Below are 14,981 nucleotides of genomic sequence, written 5' to 3'. Positions count from 1 at the left end.
GGGCCCGGCGGTTGGCAGTGAAGCACCCTGGCGTCTCGGCCCGGGGGCTATCCCTACCCCCCGGGCCGAGACACCAGGGCCCTGCCCCCGGCTCCGGCCCCGCGGCGCGGAGGCCGCAACCTCAGAACCCCGAATACCCCGGTCCGTCGTCGTCCGCGTCCGCGCCCTCGTCGACGCCCTCTTGTTCCAGCGCGCGCCGGACCACCCGCAGGGCCATGCCCTCGGGGTACCCCTTGCGGGCGAGCATCCCGGCGAGGCGCCGGATCCGCTTGTCCCGCTCCAGGCCCCGGGTGGCGCGGAGCTTGCGCTCCACGAGCTCCCGGGCGGTCTGCTCCTCCTGGTCGGAGTCCAGCTGTTCCAGGGCCTCTTGGACGAGGGTGGCGTGCACCCCCTTGGTGCGCAGCTCCTGCGCGAGCGCCCGGCGGGCGAGGCCCCTGCCGCGGTGCCGGGACTCGACCCAGGCCCCGGCGAACGCGGCGTCGTCGATCAGGCCGACCTCCTCGAACCGGGAGAGGACCTCCTGCGACACCTCCTCGGGGATGCCCCGCTTGTCCAGGGCGTCCGCGAGCTGCCGCCGGGTGCGCGGCATCCCGGTGAGCAGGCGCAGGCAGATCGCCCGTGCCTGCTCCTCGGGACTCTGGGGCGGCAGTTCCTGACGACCTTCCCGGCCGCCCTCACGACGACCTTCCCGGCCGCCCTCACGACGACCTTCGCGGCCACCTTCGCGACGGCCCTCCCGGCCGCCGCTCCCGCCGCCCCTTTCCTGCTCCCGCACGGGTCAGCTCTTGGCGACGGCGGCCTTCGCCGACGTCTTGGCCTTCGACGCGGGGGCGGGCACGGCCGCGGCCTCGGCCGCAGGCGCACCGGCGGCCGCCTCGGCGGCGGCGTCCTTGCGCACGCCCACGCCCAGCTTCTCCTTGATCTTCCGCTCGATCTCGTTGGCGAGGTCGGGGTTGTCCTTCAGGAAGTTGCGGGCGTTCTCCTTGCCCTGGCCGAGCTGGTCGCCCTCGTACGTGTACCAGGCGCCGGCCTTGCGCACGAAGCCGTGCTCCACGCCCATGTCGATCAGGCCGCCCTCGCGGCTGATGCCCTGGCCGTAGAGGATGTCGAACTCGGCCTGCTTGAACGGCGGCGCGACCTTGTTCTTGACGACCTTGACGCGCGTACGGTTGCCGACCGCGTCGGTGCCGTCCTTGAGGGTCTCGATGCGGCGGATGTCGAGGCGCACGGAGGCGTAGAACTTCAGCGCGCGACCACCGGTGGTGGTCTCCGGCGAGCCGAACATCACACCGATCTTCTCGCGGAGCTGGTTGATGAAGATCGCGGTGGTCTTGGACTGGTTGAGCGCACCGGTGATCTTCCGGAGCGCCTGGCTCATCAGTCGGGCCTGGAGACCCACGTGCGAGTCGCCCATCTCGCCCTCGATCTCCGCGCGCGGCACGAGCGCGGCGACGGAGTCGATGACGATCAGGTCGAGGGCACCGGAGCGGACCAGCATGTCCACGATCTCCAGCGCCTGCTCGCCGGTGTCCGGCTGCGACAGGATGAGGTTGTCGGTGTCGACGCCGAGGGCCTTCGCGTACTCGGGGTCGAGCGCGTGCTCGGCGTCCACGAAGGCGACGGTGCCGCCGGCCTTCTGTGCGTTGGCCACGGCGTGCAGGGTCAGGGTCGTCTTACCGGAGGACTCCGGGCCGTACACCTCGATCACACGGCCGCGGGGCAGCCCGCCGACGCCGAGGGCGATGTCCAGCGCGGTCGACCCGGTGGGGATGACCTCGATGGGGTCGTTCGGCTTGTCGCCGAGGCGCATGACCGCACCCTTGCCGAATTGCCGTTCAATCTGTGCGAGCGCGGCGTCGAGAGCCTTCTCGCGGTCGGTGCCTGCCATGGGTTCCACCCGGTTTGCTTGAGTCGATCGCTTCACGCCATTGACGCTAACGCCTGCCACTGACAATGCGCTTCCACGCCCGGTTCGGCTGTGGATAACTCATCAGAATGGATGTTCGATTTCCCTGTCAAGCGGGCTCGCCGGACACCCAACTGACAACCCGGGGTTGACACCCCTCCGACTGTCAACCTAGGGTTGCACCCATGACGAACCCTTCAGTGGAACCCGTTCGCATGACCAATCCGGTACGCCTCGACGACCTGATCGAGGCCATCAAGAAGGTCCACACCGACTCCCTGGAGCAGCTCAGCGGCGCCGTCGTCGCCGCCGAGCACCTCGGTGACGTCGCCGACCACCTCATCGGCCACTTCGTCGACCAGGCCCGCCGCTCCGGCGCCTCCTGGACCGACATCGGCCGCAGCATGGGCGTCACCCGCCAGGCCGCCCAGAAGCGCTTCGTCCCCAAGACCGACAAGGGCGACGCCAACGACCTCGACCCCGCCCAGGGCTTCGCCCGGTTCACCCCGCGGGCCCGCACGGTCGTGGTGTCCGCCCAGAGCGAGGCCCGCGCGGCCGGCGGCAAGGAGATCCGCACCGAGCACCTCGTCCTCGGCCTGCTGGCCGATCCCGAGAGCCTCGCCGCGCTCGCCCTGCGCGCACAGAACGTCCCCGCCGACGCCGTACGCGCCGCCGCGACCGCCGCCCTGCCCGAGCCCTCGGCCGACATCCCGGACCTCATCCCCTTCGACACCGGCAGCAAGAAGGCCCTGGAGCTCACCTTCCGCGAGGCGCTGCGGCTGGGCCACAACTACGTCGGCACCGAGCACGTCCTGCTCGCCCTCCTCGAACTCGAGAACGGCGACGGCGTGCTCAGCGGCCTCGGCGTCGACAAGGCCGTCGTCGAGGCGACCGTCACCGAGGCCCTGGCAGCCTTCGTCGACGCGGCCGGGGAACAGACCGGGGAGACGCGGTAGCCGAGTCCCCGGCCGCCCGCTCGGTCAGCTCGTACCGCTTCACGTACGCACCGAGGAACGCCTGCAGCGTGGCGACGGCCGGGATCGCGATGAGCGCCCCGACCGCGCCCAGCAGGGCCGTGCCCGCGATGACGGACCCGAAGGCCACCGCCGGGTGGATGTCGACCGTCTTCGAGGTCAGCTTCGGCTGCAGCACGTAGTTCTCGAACTGCTGGTAGACCACCACGAATCCGAGCACGTACAGCGCGTACCAGGGCGAGTCCGGGAAGGCGATCAGCATGGGCAGCGCGCCCGCCAGGTAGGTGCCGATGGTGGGGATGAACTGGGAGACCAGCCCCACCCACACCGCGAGCGCGGGCGCGTACGGCACGTCGAGCACCGCGAAGACGACGTAGTGGGCGATGCCGGAGACCAGGGCCATCAGCCCGCGCGAGTAGAGGTAGCCGCCCGTCTTGGCGACGGCGATCTCCCAGGCGCGCAGCACCTCCGACTGCTTCGCAGGGGGCAGTACGGAGCACAGCGCGCGCCGCAGCCGCGGCCCGTCGGCGGCGAAGTAGAAGGAGAAGAGCCCGACCGTCAGCAGCCGGAAGAGGCCGCCGAGCACGGTGGCGGACACGTCGAGCACACCGGTCGCGCTGTTCTGGACGTACTTCTGGAGCCAGTCCGAATGCAGCAGGCTGTCCTGGATCGCGAGCCGGGACAGCTTGGTGTGGAAGGTGGTGTTGATCGTGCCGATCACCGAGTCGAGGTAGCCCGGGAAGCCCCCCACCATGTCGACGATCTGCTCGGCGAGCATCGATCCGAGCAGCACGACGAACCCGGCGCCGGCGACGAACACGCTCAGGAACACCAGGAAGGTGGCGAGCCCGCGGCGCATGCCGCGGGCCGCCATCCGGGACACCGCGGGCTCGACCGCGAGCGCGAGGAAGAACGCGATCAGGATGTTGACGAGCAGCCCGGTCAGCTGGTGGAAGGCCCAGCTGCCGAGCTGGAAGCAGGCGATGAGGGCGAGTACGAGGACGACGGCGCGCGGCAGCCAGCGCGGCATCCGTGCCCCGGGCCCCGCCGCCGGTGCGGCGGCGGCGCCTCCGGGAGGCGCCGCGGACCCTGCGGGCTCGGCCGGATCGGCCGCCTCGGCGGTGTCGGTCGACGTCTCGTTCGTCGTGTCGGTCGTCTCATCGGTGGCTGCCACGCCGACCAGTCTGTCCCAACCGTCCCGCATACGGGGAAACGGCCGCCGGCGTCAGCGCAGCGAGGCGGGCACGTCCATCGCCGAACACACCGCGCGCCACACGTCCTTGGCCTCCCAGCCCGCGTCCAGCGCCTGGTGGACGGTGCGTCCGCCGAGCTCCGTCATGACGTGGTCCCGCGCGAAGGAGTCCGCGTAGCCCGCGCCGAAGTGCTCGGCCATCCGCTCCCAGAAAATCGTCAACCGCATGCCACCAGTATCCCGCCCCGGGAGAGTGCACCGGCGTCGTTCGCCCCCCGCCCGCGCGGCAGCGCGCCCTACGGTGTCACGCATGCCTGGAGACGACGCTTCCTCGCTGACCCCACCGACCCCGCTGGCCCGCGCCGAGCAGTTCTTCTGGCTCACGGCCCGGGTCCTGGAGCAGCGGCGGTTCGCCTTCCACTTCCTCGGCGGGGACGCCGACGCGGTGGACACCGCCCTCGGCTCGTACCTCAACGCCGACGGCGGCTACGGCCACGCCCTCGATCCGGATCTGCGCGGTCCGCTCAGCCATCCGCTGCACACCGCGCACGCGCTGCGGGTCCTGGACAGTCTCGGCCGCTGCGCCGGGCAGCGCATCGAGCGGCTCTGCCGCCACCTGACCCGGGTCTCCACCGCGGACGGCGCGCTCCCGGTGGTCCTCCCGGCGCCGCGCGGCTACCCCGGGGCCCCGTACCACCCGGTGTACGACGATCCGCCGGGCGAGCTGCTGACCACCGGCCCGGTGGTCGGCGTACTGCACCGCAACCGGATCTGGCACGCGTGGCTGTTCCGGGCCACGGACTTCTGCTGGGAGCGGGTCGAGAACCTGCGCCGTACGGACCCGTACGAGGTCCAGAGCGCGGTGGCCTTCCTCGACGGCGCCCCCGACCGGGCGCGGGCGGCGGCGGCCGCGGACCGGCTGGGGCGGCTCGTGCGCGAGCAGCGGCTGGTCGTGCTCGACCCGCGCCGGCGCCGGGAGTACCCGCCGCTCCCCGGCTGCGCGCCGGGCGAGCAGCTCTTCCCGCACGACGTCGCCCGGCGGCCGGAGTCGCTGGCGCGCGGCTGGTTCACCGACGAGGAGCTGAGGCGCTCGCTGGACTTCCTGGCCGCCGGGCAGCAACAGGACGGAGGCTGGCCGGTGCGGCGCCTCGCGTGGGCGCCGGGCAGCTCGCTGGAGCGGCGGCCGATCGCCACCCTGGAGGCCCTGCTGACCCTGCGCGCGTACGGCCGCCCCCTGACCGGCGATCCGTCGGGCGCGCTCTGAGGGGCCCTAACCGCCCAGGGCCCGGACTCCCGCGGTGACGACCACCGCGGCGGCGACCACGAGCAGGAACGGCGCCCGCAGCAGCAGTGCGATCCCCGCGGCGGCCAGCCCGGCGGCGCGGGCGTCGAGCACGAGCTCGTGCCCGGTGCTGAAGGTCTGCTGGGCGGTGAGCGCGGCGAGCAGCGCGACCGGCAGCAGCGCGGCGAGACGGCGCACGGTGGGCCGCTCCAGTACCCCGGCGGGCACGAGCAGCCCGGCGAGCTTGACGGCGTAGCAGCCGACGACGGTGAGCGCGATGGCGATCCAGACGTTCACGAGCGGCGTCCCTTCAGCCAGAGGACCGCGGGGGCGGCGAGGGCGGCGACGAGCACCGGAAGCCCGGCGGGCAGTACGGGCAGCAGGCCCAGCCCGAGGACGAGGGCGAGCGCGGCGACGGCCCGCTCGGTGGCGGTCTTCAGCATCGGCGCGAGCAGGGCCAGGAAGACGGCCGGCCCGGCGGCGTCCAGCCCCCACGCGGAGGTGTCCCCGAGGGCCTCGGCGCCGAGGGCGCCGAGCAGGGTGGTGAGGTTCCACAGGACGTACAGGCTCAGCCCGGTCACGGTGAAGCCGAGCCGAGCCGACCTGCGGTCGGGCTGGGCCAGCGCCACGGCGGTGGTCTCGTCGATCACCCAGTGGGCGGCGAGCGGCCGCACGGGCCGGGGCAGGGCGAGCAGCTGCGACAGCCGCAGCCCGTAGAAGGCGTTCCGCGTGCCGAGGAAGAAGGCGCCGGCGGCCGCGGTGAACGGGTTCCCGCCCGCGGCCAGCGCTCCGACCAGCGCGAACTGCGAGGCCCCGGTGAACACCAGCAGGCTCAGCACACAGGCCTGGAGCACGCTGATCCCGGCCCCGGCGGCGGTCACCCCGAAGGCGAACCCGGACAGCCCGACGGCCACCCCGACCCCGAGCGCGTCCCGTACGACGGCCCCGCGCGGCCGCTCCGCGACCCCGCCGGGGGTCTCGTTCCTCACCATCTGTCGTTCTCGCACGCCCCGACCGTACGCAGCCCGGCCGGACCGGGTCTTGTACGTTCTTGCACGCGGGGGGCTCAGCCCCCGGGCGGGGCCTGACCGCCCGGCCTCCCGCGGCGGTACGCGCCCGGCGGGACGCCCACGATGCGGGTGAAGTGGCGGTTCAGGTGGGGCTGGTCGGTGAAGCCGACGGCGACGGCCGCCTCCGCGGGTGGCGTGCCCGCGTCCAGCAGCGCCCGGGCCCGCCGGACCCGGGCGTCCGTCAGCCAGGTGTGCGGCGGCATCCCGTACCGCTCGCGGAAGGCCCGCAGCAGGGCGAACGGGCTGGTCCCCAGTTCCGCGGCGAGCTGTTCCAGCGACGGCGGCCGCGCCATCCGCTCCTGGAGCACCGCCCGGGCCGCCGCGGCGCCCGCCGCGCCGGCGCTGCGGACCGTACGGGCGGGCAGCGGCCCGGCGTGCCGGGTCAGCATCCGCGCGACCGCAGCGCGCAGCAGCGTGTCGGCGGCCAGCGCGTTCCCTTCCTCGGCGGCCCGGTGCACCTCGGTGATCACGTACGAGGTCTGCGGATCGGCGACCGAGTCGGCGGTGAAGCCGGGGGTCCCGCGCAGGCCGGCCATCTCCGCGGCCACCTCGGCGATCAGCTCCCGGGAGGGGTAGAGCGTGGCGTACGCCCAGCCCTCCGGGACACCGGCGCGCGCGGTGTGCGGCACCTCGGGGTTGATCAGGACCACGCTGCCCGGCCCGGCCCGCAGGGTGCCGCCGGGCAGGCCGACCTCCTCGATGCCGCCGGTGACGGCCGCGATGACGTACCCGTCGTGGGTGTGGCGCGGGAAGGTGTGGCGTACGTAGTGGGCGCGCAGGAGGTCCAGGCCGGGCAGTTCCGCGTACTGCCAGTGCCGGGCCCACTCCCGCTCGACCGCCCCGTCGGCCCTCTCAGCCCCGTCAGCCCCGTCAGCCCCGTCAGCCCCGTCAGCCATACCCCCATTCTGCGCCCCGCCCGATTCGGCGGCCCACCCGGTCCGGCTGTTTGCCCAGGTCCGGGCCGTTGTCAGTACCCGGGTGCAGGATGGGGGCATGGCCGGCTCCGCGCTCGATGCGTTCTCCCCCGCGACCCGCTCCTGGTTCACGGGGGCCTTCGCGTCGCCCACCTCCGCGCAGGAGGGTGCCTGGCGGGCCATCCGGGAGGGCTCCGACGTGCTCGTCGTGGCGCCGACCGGCTCCGGCAAGACCCTGGCCGCCTTCCTCGCCGCCCTCGACCAGCTGGCCTCCACCCCGCCGCCGGCCGAGCCGAAGAAGCGCTGCCGCGTGCTGTACGTGTCCCCGCTGAAGGCCCTCGCCGTCGACGTCGAGCGGAACCTGCGCAGCCCGCTGACCGGGATCCGCCAGGAGTCGGTCCGCCTGGGCCTGCCCGAGCCGGAGATCCGGGTCGGGATCCGCTCCGGGGACACCCCGCCGGCGGAGCGGCGGGCGCTGGCCACCCGGCCGCCGGACATCCTGATCACCACGCCCGAGTCGCTGTTCCTGATGCTGACTTCGGCGACGCGCGACGCACTGGCCGGGATCGAGACGGTGATCCTGGACGAGGTGCACGCGGTCGCGGGGACCAAGCGCGGCGCGCACCTGGCCCTGTCCCTGGAGCGGCTGGACGAGCTGCTGCCCCGCCCGGCCCGCCGGATCGGGCTGTCGGCGACGGTCCGGCCGGTGGACGAGGTGGCCCGGTACCTCGCGCCGCGCGGCAAGGTCGAGATCGTCCAGCCGCCCTCGGCGAAGGAGTTCGACCTGTCGGTGGTCGTCCCGGTGCAGGACATGGGCGAGTTGGGAGGCTCGCCGGCCACCGAGGGGCGGGAAGGCGGGGACAAGCCCTCGATCTGGCCGCATGTGGAGGAGCGCATCGCGGATCTGGTCCAGGCCCACCGCTCCACGATCGTGTTCGCCAACTCCCGCCGCCTCGCCGAGCGGCTGTGCAACCGGCTGAACGAGATCGCCTACGAGCGCGCCATGGGCGAGAAGCTGCCCGACGGCTCGCCCCCGGCGCAGATCATGGCCCAGTCGGGGGCCGCCCAGGGCGCCCCTCCGCTGCTGGCGCGGGCGCACCACGGCTCGGTCTCCAAGGAGCAGCGGGCGCTGGTGGAGGAGGACCTGAAGGCGGGCCGGCTGCCCGCGGTGGTCGCCACCTCCAGTCTGGAACTGGGCATCGACATGGGCGCGGTGGACCTGGTGGTGCAGGTGGAGTCCCCGCCCTCGGTGGCCTCCGGGCTCCAGCGCGTGGGCCGGGCCGGGCACCAGGTGGGCGCGGTCTCCACGGGGGTGGTGTTCCCCAAGTACCGCGGGGACCTGGTCCAGGCGGCGGTGGTCACCGAGCGGATGCGCACCGGGTCGATCGAGTCGCTGCGCATCCCGTCGAACCCGCTGGACGTGCTCGCGCAGCAGCTGGTCGCGATGACCGCGATGGACACCTGGCAGCTGGACGAGCTGCTGGCGCTGGTGCGGCGGGCGGCGCCGTTCGCGGCGCTGCCGGAGTCGGCGTTCACCGCGGTGCTGGACATGCTGGCGGGCCGGTATCCGTCCGACGCGTTCGCGGAGCTCAGACCGCGGGTCGTCTGGGACCGGGTGGCGGGGACGATCACGGGCCGGCCCGGCGCGCAGCGCCTCGCGGTCACCTCCGGCGGCACCATCCCCGACCGAGGCCTCTTCGGGGTGTTCCTCGCGGGCGCCGATCCCAAAAAGGGCGGCGGCCGGGTCGGCGAGCTCGACGAGGAGATGGTCTACGAGTCCCGCGTGGGGGACGTGTTCACGCTGGGCACCACCTCCTGGCGGATCGAGGACATCACCCGCGACCGGGTCCTGGTCTCCCCCGCCCCCGGGGTCCCGGGGCGGCTGCCGTTCTGGAAGGGCGACCAGCTGGGCCGCCCGCTCGAACTGGGCCGCGCGGTCGGCGCGTTCCTGCGCGAGCTGGGCGGGCTGCCCGAGGAGGACGCCCGGCTGCGCCTGGTGGCGGCCGGCCTTGACGCCTGGGCCGCGGAGAACGTCCTCTCGTACCTCGCGGAGCAGCGCGAGGCGTGCGGCCACGTCCCGGACGACCGGACCATCGTGGTCGAGCGGTTCCGCGACGAGCTCGGTGACTGGCGGGTCGTCGTCCACTCCCCCTTCGGCGCGCAGGTGCACGCCCCCTGGGCGCTGGCCCTCGGCGCCCGCCTCGCCGAGAAGTACGGCATGGACGCGCAGGTCATGCATGCCGACGACGGGATCGTGCTCCGGCTGCCCGACGCGGACCTGCTCTCCATGGACCTCCTCGACCACGATCCTTCGGCCACCCACGCCTTCGAGTTCGACGACGAACAGGCCCCGCTGGGCGCCGCGGACGTCGCCTTCGACCACGGGGAGATCAACCAGATCGTCACCGACCAGGTCGGCGGCTCCGCCCTCTTCGCCTCCCGGTTCCGCGAGTGCGCGGCGCGCGCCCTGCTGCTGCCGCGCCGCAGTCCGGGCAAGCGGACGCCGCTGTGGCAGCAGCGCCAGCGCGCCTCCCAGCTGCTCCAGGTGGCCTCGGAGTTCGGCTCGTTCCCGATCGTGCTGGAGGCCGTACGGGAGTGCCTCCAGGACGTCTTCGACGTGCCGGGTCTGACGGAGCTGATGGGGGACGTCGAGGCGCGCCGGGTCCGCCTGGTCGAGGTCACCACCGCCGAGCCGTCCCCCTTCGCCCGCTCGCTGCTCTTCGGGTACGTCGCCCAGTTCCTGTACGAGGGGGACTCGCCGCTCGCCGAGCGGAGGGCGGCCGCGCTCTCGCTGGACTCCCGCCTGCTGGCGGAGCTGCTGGGCCAGGCGGAGCTGCGCGAACTGCTCGACGCGGAGGTGCTGGAGGAGCTGGAGCGGGAGCTCCAGTGGCTGACGGAGGACCGGCGGGCCAAGGACGCCGAGTCCGTCGCCGACCTGCTGCGCCTGCTCGGCCCGCTGACCACGGCCGAACTGGCCGAGCGCGGCGCCGACCCGGCCTGGCCGCAGGCCCTGGCCGGGGCCCGCAGGGCGATCGCGGTCCGGATCGGCGGCGCGGACCACTGGGCGGCGATCGAGGACGCGGGCCGGCTGCGCGACGCGCTGGGCACGGCGCTCCCGGTCGGGGTCCCGGAGGCGTTCACCGAGCCGGTCAAGGACCCGCTCGGCGACCTCCTGGCCCGGTACGCCCGCACCCACGGGCCGTTCACCACCGCGTCCGTCGCCGCCCGCTTCGGCCTGGGCGCGGCCGTGACCGACGGCGCCCTGCACCGGCTCGCGGCGGCGGGCCGGGTGGTGCAGGGCGAGTTCCACCCGGCCGGCATCGGCCAGGAGTGGTGCGACGCGACCGTGCTGCGCAGGCTGCGGCGCCGCTCGCTGGCGGCGCTGCGCCAGGAGCTGGAGCCGGTCCCGCCGACCTCCCTGGCCACCTTCCTGCCGCAGTGGCAGCACCTGGGCGGGGCCCTGCGCGGCATCGACGGCCTGGCCCGGGCGATCGAGCAGCTCCAGGGCGCCCCGGTGCCGGCCTCGGCGCTGGAGCGGCTGATCCTCCCCTCCCGGGTCTCGGGGTACTCGCCGACCCTGCTGGACGAGCTCACCACCACCGGCGAGGTGGTCTGGGCGGGCGCCGGGGCCCTCCCGGGCAAGGACGGCTGGGTCTCGCTCTACCTGGCGGACGCGGCCCCGCTGCTGCTGCCTGCGCCGCACCCGCTGGAGCTGACGCCCCTTCACCAGTCGATCCTCGACACCCTGTCCGGCGGGTACGGGCTGTTCTTCCGCCAGCTCGCGGAATCCGTGCGCGCCAAATGGTCCGAGGCCACCGACCTCGAACTGTCCGAGGCCGTCTGGGACCTGGCCTGGTCGGGCCGGCTCACCAACGACACGCTCTCGCCGCTGCGGTCCCTGCTCGGCTCGGGCCGTACGGCGGGCGCCACCGCCCACCGGGCCCGGCGCACGGTCCCGCGCGGCCGGTACGGGACGCTCGGCGCGCAGGTGTCCCGCCCGGGCCCGCCCACGGTCTCCGGCCGCTGGTCGCTGCTGCCGACCCGGGCCCCCGACCCCACCCACCGGGCGCACGCGCTGGCCCGGACCCTGCTGGACCGGCACGGGGTGGTCACGCGGGGCGCGGTGGCCGCCGAGGGCGTGGAGGGCGGCTTCAGCGCGGTGTACCGGGTCCTGTCGGCCTTCGAGGACAGCGGGCAGGCCCGCCGCGGTTATGTGGTCGAGGGCCTGGGCGCGGCCCAGTTCGCGATGGACGGCGCGGTGGACCGGCTGCGGTCGGCCGAGCGGAACCCGCCCCCGCTGGCGGCGGTGGTCCTGGCGGCCGCCGACCCGGCGAACGCGTACGGGGCGGCCCTGCCCTGGCCGGAACCCCCGGCCGGGGCCACGCACAAGCCGGGCCGCAAGGCGGGCTCGCTGGTGGTCCTGGTCGACGGCGAGCTCGTCCTGTACCTGGAGCGGGGCGGCAAGACGCTGCTGGCCTGGCCGCCTACGGAGGACCCCCGGCTCGCGGCGGCGACGGCGGCCCTGGCGGCGGCCTCCCGGATCGGCACGCTCCCGGCGCTCACGGTGGAACGCATCAACGCCGCCCCGGCGTTGACCTCGCCGCTGGGCCCGGCACTGGAGGCCGCCGGCTTCCATGCCACCCCGAGGGGCCTGCGCCTGCGCTCGTGAATCCGGGAGCCGAATCCGGCATTCCGGTCTCGACCATCGCGCTTATGTCCCGCTTATGTCTTGAGCACGTCACGAAGCCCCTCTCGACTGGCACCCCCGGCCTTTTCTGGACTATCAAGATCACCGCAGGCGTCAAGCGTGACGACGCCACGTCAAAAAAACACACTCATGGGGGACCGGAAAATGAGCACCAACACCATGCGGCGAGCGACAACGGGCGTCATCGGTCTGGCGGTTGCCGGCACCCTGACCCTCACCGGCTGCAAGAACGGCAACGAAGAGGTCGCACCCGCCCAGTCGAGCGCGCCGGCCGCCCAGCCCAGCCAGGCCGGGCAGGAGTCCGCGCAGCCCAGCACCCCGGCCAGCCCCTCCACCGGCGGCGGCCAGGCTCCCGCGGCGGGCCAGGCGAAGCCCGGCCAGACCTTCAAGATCGGCGAGACGGCGACGGTGCCGTTCAGCTACGGCAACACCAAGGGCGGCACCATCGCCCTCACCGTCACCGCCGTCGAGCAGGGCCAGCCGGCCGACCTGGACGCCCTCAAGCTGGGCGACAAGGTCAAGGGGATGATCCCCTACTACGTCCGCTACTCGGTCAAGAACGTCGGCACCGTGGACCTCTCGTACGCCTCCGTCGGCCACATGAAGGGCCTGCTCCCGGACGGCTCCGAGGCCCAGGGCGTCTCCGTCATCGGCAAGTTCGAGAAGTGCAAGGACGAGACGCTGCCGAAGGGCTTCACCAACGGCCAGACGCAGACCAGCTGCGCCATCGCCCTGGCCCCGTCCGCCCAGACGAAGGTGGTCGGCGCCGAGTACTGGGGCGACCCGTACAACAACCTGAACGACGGCAAGGGCCTCTTCTGGAAGTAAGCCCTTCCGTTCCCGACGACCGGGCCCCCGCCCGCGCCACGGCGCGGCGGGGGCTCCGGCCGTCCCGGCCCCGCGGGGCGACAATGGCGCCATGCCCGAAGGAGACAGCGTCTGGCGCGCCGCGGCCCGGCTGCACGCCGCCCTGGCCGGCCACGAGCTGATCCGCAGCGACCTGCGCGTCCCCCGCTTCGCCACCGCCGACCTCACCGGCCGCACCACCCTGGACGTCACCCCCCGCGGCAAACACCTCCTCGCCCGCTTCGAGGGCGGCCTCACCCTCCACACGCACCTCGGCATGGACGGCGCCTGGCGGGTCTTCGCCGCGCAGGAGAAGTGGCACGGCGGCCCCGCGTACGAGATCCGCGCCGTCCTCGCCACCGCCGGGCACGCGGCCGTCGGCTACCGCCTCCCCGTCGTCGAGCTGCTGCGCACCTCCGAGGAGGACCGGGCCGTCGGCCACCTGGGACCCGACCTCCTCGGCCCCGACTGGGACGCGGAGAAGGCCGCCGCCAACCTCCTCGCCGCCCCCGGGCGCCCGCTCGGCGAGGCCCTGCTCGACCAGCGCAACCTGGCCGGCATCGGCAACATCTACAAGTCCGAGCTCTGCTTCCTCGCCCAGGTCACCCCCTGGACCCCGGTCGGCGGCCTCCCCGACCCGGGGACCACCGCCGTCCGCCTGGCAGGCGCCGCCCACCGCCTGCTGCGCGCCAACACCGGCGACAGCGCGATCCGCAACACCACCGGCAGCCGCCGCCGCGGCCAGGAGCTCTTCGTGTACGGCCGCGCCCGCCGCCCCTGCCTGCGCTGCGGCACCTCCGTCCGCGAGGCCCCGCAGGACGACCGCCCGACGTACTGGTGCCCCCGCTGCCAATCGGGCCCGACCCCTCCGATCCCCTCCACCTAGTTGACGCTCCGTCAGATACGGTCGTACCGTCCCGGCATGCCCACACCCAGAGCCCCGTACGACCTGACCGGCCGGACCGCCCTGATCACCGGCGCCGCGAGCGGCATAGGCCGCGCCACCGCCGTCCTCCTCGCCGAGGCGGGCGCCGCCGTGCACTGCGCGGACCGCGACGGCCAGGGCCTCGCCGAGACGGCCGACCTCGTCGCCAAGGCCGGCGGGTCCGCCACCGTCCACCCGCTCGACGTCACCGACCGGGCCGCCCTGCGCGCCGCCGTCACCGCCGCCGGACCCCTCGACATCACCGCCGCCATCGCCGGGGTCATGCACTCCAGCAGCGTCCTGGAGACCTCCGACGAGGACCTCGACCGGGTCCTGGACATCAACTTCAAGGGGGTGCTGCGCACCTGCCAGGAGGCCGCCCGCGCCATGATCGCGGCCGGCCGTCCCGGCTCGATCATCACGATGGCCTCCGGCGCCGTGGACGCCGCCCAGCCCGGCCTGCTCTGCTACAGCGCCGCCAAGGCCGCCGTCGTCCAGCTCACCAAGACCCTCGCCACCGAGGCCGGCCCCCACGGCATCCGCGTCAACGCCGTCGCCCCGGGCTGGATCCGCACCCCCATGACCGGCCGGCACAGCCCCGAGGCCCAGGAGCAGACGGAGGCCGCGATGGTACGGATGTCCCCCCTGCGCCGCGTCGGGGAGCCCGAGGACATCGCCCAGGCCGTGCTCTACCTCGCCTCGGACGCCTCGTCGTTCATGACGGGCCAGATCCTGCGTCCGAACGGCGGAGTGTCGATGCCCTGGTAGCCGCCCGGTCCGCCGGGACCCCGTCGGCCGGGACCCCGTCGACCGACTCGGCTTCCGGCCCGTCGGCTCCCGACTCCTCGGCCGCCGCCCGCCGGGCCCTGCGTACGGGCCCCGGCGTGCAGTGCACGGGCAGCAGCCCCAGCCCCCAGCCGCCCACGGCCACCGCGCCCTCCACCGGACCGGACTCGCCCGGCGCCAGCGCCAGCCGCAACACCGCCCACCACCACAGCGCGCCCATCGCCACCGCGAGGGCCACCGCCGGGGGTGTGCCCAGCACCGGAGGTATCCGTAGTACCGGAGGTATCCGTAGTAACCGCCGCACGGCTGCCTCCCGGGATCAGGGCCGCGATCCGGACTCGTCCGGACTCCCCATCCTCCCGTACACCCCCGGGCCGC

14 protein-coding genes are annotated in these 14,981 nt (G+C 74.1%); 6 read left to right on the top strand and 8 right to left on the bottom strand.

Translation table 11 applies throughout. From position 1 onward, the window contains the following. Positions 1-121: 121 nt before the first annotated feature. Both recX and recA read right to left on the bottom strand, forming a co-directional pair. The gene (gene recX / locus IF02_RS0106220; protein ID WP_078621920.1) at positions 122-775 is read right to left on the bottom strand and encodes a recombination regulator RecX; all 654 of its coding nucleotides are present in this window, start codon (positions 773-775) and stop codon (positions 122-124) included. A gap of 3 nt (positions 776-778) precedes the next feature. Then, the gene (gene recA / locus IF02_RS0106215) at positions 779-1,888 is read right to left on the bottom strand and encodes a recombinase RecA (protein WP_030154247.1); all 1,110 of its coding nucleotides are present in this window, start codon (positions 1,886-1,888) and stop codon (positions 779-781) included. A gap of 203 nt (positions 1,889-2,091) precedes the next feature. Here recA and IF02_RS0106210 point away from each other — a divergent pair, with 203 nt between their 5' ends. Beyond that, the gene (locus tag IF02_RS0106210; protein WP_030154246.1) at positions 2,092-2,862 is read left to right on the top strand and encodes a Clp protease N-terminal domain-containing protein; all 771 of its coding nucleotides are present in this window, start codon (positions 2,092-2,094) and stop codon (positions 2,860-2,862) included. Here IF02_RS0106210 and IF02_RS0106205 read toward each other — a convergent pair. Continuing rightward, positions 2,801-3,910, bottom strand: a complete 1,110-nt coding sequence (locus IF02_RS0106205; protein WP_106977234.1) for an AI-2E family transporter — start codon at positions 3,908-3,910, stop codon at positions 2,801-2,803. The genes IF02_RS0106210 and IF02_RS0106205 overlap by 62 nt on opposite strands. A 195-nt stretch (positions 3,911-4,105) precedes the next feature. Next, positions 4,106-4,300, bottom strand: coding sequence for a DUF3046 domain-containing protein (locus tag IF02_RS0106200; RefSeq protein ID WP_030154244.1), 195 nt, complete (start codon positions 4,298-4,300; stop codon positions 4,106-4,108). Between the two features lie 82 nt (positions 4,301-4,382). On the opposite strand from IF02_RS0106200, the gene IF02_RS0106195 reads away from it, so the two are divergent. After that, entirely contained in the window at positions 4,383-5,336 is a 954-nt protein-coding gene (locus IF02_RS0106195) for a hypothetical protein (protein ID WP_030154243.1), read from the top strand. A 6-nt stretch (positions 5,337-5,342) separates the two neighbouring features. Here the strand turns inward: IF02_RS0106195 and IF02_RS0106190 are convergent, their stop codons facing one another. From IF02_RS0106190 to IF02_RS0106180, 3 genes are all read right to left on the bottom strand, one after another. Then, positions 5,343-5,651 carry an AzlD domain-containing protein gene (locus tag IF02_RS0106190; RefSeq protein WP_030154242.1) on the bottom strand — a complete coding sequence of 103 codons (309 nt, stop codon included), beginning with the start codon at positions 5,649-5,651 and terminating at the stop codon, positions 5,343-5,345. Beyond that, positions 5,648-6,346 (bottom strand): AzlC family ABC transporter permease, encoded by a 699-nt coding sequence (locus IF02_RS0106185; protein WP_030154241.1) that lies wholly within the window; start codon positions 6,344-6,346, stop codon positions 5,648-5,650. Before IF02_RS0106185 ends, IF02_RS0106190 begins: the two co-directional genes overlap by 4 nt. Before the next feature lie 74 nt (positions 6,347-6,420). Next, entirely contained in the window at positions 6,421-7,320 is a 900-nt protein-coding gene (locus tag IF02_RS0106180; RefSeq protein ID WP_078621918.1) for a helix-turn-helix transcriptional regulator, read from the bottom strand. Between the two features lie 97 nt (positions 7,321-7,417). Between IF02_RS0106180 and IF02_RS0106175 the strand changes: the two genes are divergently transcribed. From IF02_RS0106175 to IF02_RS0106160, 4 genes are all read left to right on the top strand, one after another. Further along, on the top strand, positions 7,418-12,007 hold the full coding sequence (locus IF02_RS0106175) for an ATP-dependent helicase (RefSeq protein WP_030154239.1): 4,590 nt from the start codon (positions 7,418-7,420) through the stop codon (positions 12,005-12,007). Between the two features lie 183 nt (positions 12,008-12,190). After that, positions 12,191-12,874 carry a hypothetical protein gene (locus IF02_RS0106170; protein WP_051695892.1) on the top strand — a complete coding sequence of 228 codons (684 nt, stop codon included), beginning with the start codon at positions 12,191-12,193 and terminating at the stop codon, positions 12,872-12,874. Between the two features lie 91 nt (positions 12,875-12,965). Beyond that, positions 12,966-13,778, top strand: a complete 813-nt coding sequence (locus tag IF02_RS0106165; RefSeq protein WP_030154237.1) for an Fpg/Nei family DNA glycosylase — start codon at positions 12,966-12,968, stop codon at positions 13,776-13,778. A gap of 36 nt (positions 13,779-13,814) precedes the next feature. Then, complete coding sequence (locus IF02_RS0106160) at positions 13,815-14,585, top strand: SDR family NAD(P)-dependent oxidoreductase (RefSeq protein WP_199809185.1); 771 nt, start codon at positions 13,815-13,817, stop codon at positions 14,583-14,585. On the opposite strand, the gene IF02_RS33520 is transcribed toward IF02_RS0106160, so the two are convergent. Further along, positions 14,533-14,862 (bottom strand): hypothetical protein, encoded by a 330-nt coding sequence (locus tag IF02_RS33520; protein WP_420708099.1) that lies wholly within the window; start codon positions 14,860-14,862, stop codon positions 14,533-14,535. The genes IF02_RS0106160 and IF02_RS33520 overlap by 53 nt on opposite strands. Positions 14,863-14,981 lie beyond the last annotated feature (119 nt).

The organism is Streptomyces sp. NRRL S-244 (genome assembly GCF_000717915.1).
GTDB lineage: Bacteria > Actinomycetota > Actinomycetes > Streptomycetales > Streptomycetaceae > Streptomyces.
Note: the sequence above shows the minus strand (reverse complement) of the source record. Positions and strands in the feature narration are given on the sequence as shown.

Excerpts from the sequence above, each read along its gene's own strand:
- recA (WP_030154247.1), bottom strand. The coding sequence starts at position 1,888 with ATGGCAGGCACCGACCGCGAGAAGGCTCTCGACGCCGCGCTCGCACAG.
- IF02_RS0106210 (WP_030154246.1), top strand. The coding sequence starts at position 2,092 with ATGACGAACCCTTCAGTGGAACCCGTTCGCATGACCAATCCGGTACGC.
- IF02_RS0106205 (WP_106977234.1), bottom strand. The coding sequence starts at position 3,910 with ATGCCGCGCTGGCTGCCGCGCGCCGTCGTCCTCGTACTCGCCCTCATC.
- IF02_RS0106200 (WP_030154244.1), bottom strand. The coding sequence starts at position 4,300 with ATGCGGTTGACGATTTTCTGGGAGCGGATGGCCGAGCACTTCGGCGCG.
- IF02_RS0106195 (WP_030154243.1), top strand. The coding sequence starts at position 4,383 with ATGCCTGGAGACGACGCTTCCTCGCTGACCCCACCGACCCCGCTGGCC.
- IF02_RS0106185 (WP_030154241.1), bottom strand. The coding sequence starts at position 6,346 with ATGGTGAGGAACGAGACCCCCGGCGGGGTCGCGGAGCGGCCGCGCGGG.
- IF02_RS0106180 (WP_078621918.1), bottom strand. The coding sequence starts at position 7,320 with ATGGCTGACGGGGCTGACGGGGCTGACGGGGCTGACGGGGCTGAGAGG.
- IF02_RS0106175 (WP_030154239.1), top strand. The coding sequence starts at position 7,418 with ATGGCCGGCTCCGCGCTCGATGCGTTCTCCCCCGCGACCCGCTCCTGG.
- IF02_RS0106170 (WP_051695892.1), top strand. The coding sequence starts at position 12,191 with ATGAGCACCAACACCATGCGGCGAGCGACAACGGGCGTCATCGGTCTG.
- IF02_RS0106165 (WP_030154237.1), top strand. The coding sequence starts at position 12,966 with ATGCCCGAAGGAGACAGCGTCTGGCGCGCCGCGGCCCGGCTGCACGCC.
- IF02_RS0106160 (WP_199809185.1), top strand. The coding sequence starts at position 13,815 with ATGCCCACACCCAGAGCCCCGTACGACCTGACCGGCCGGACCGCCCTG.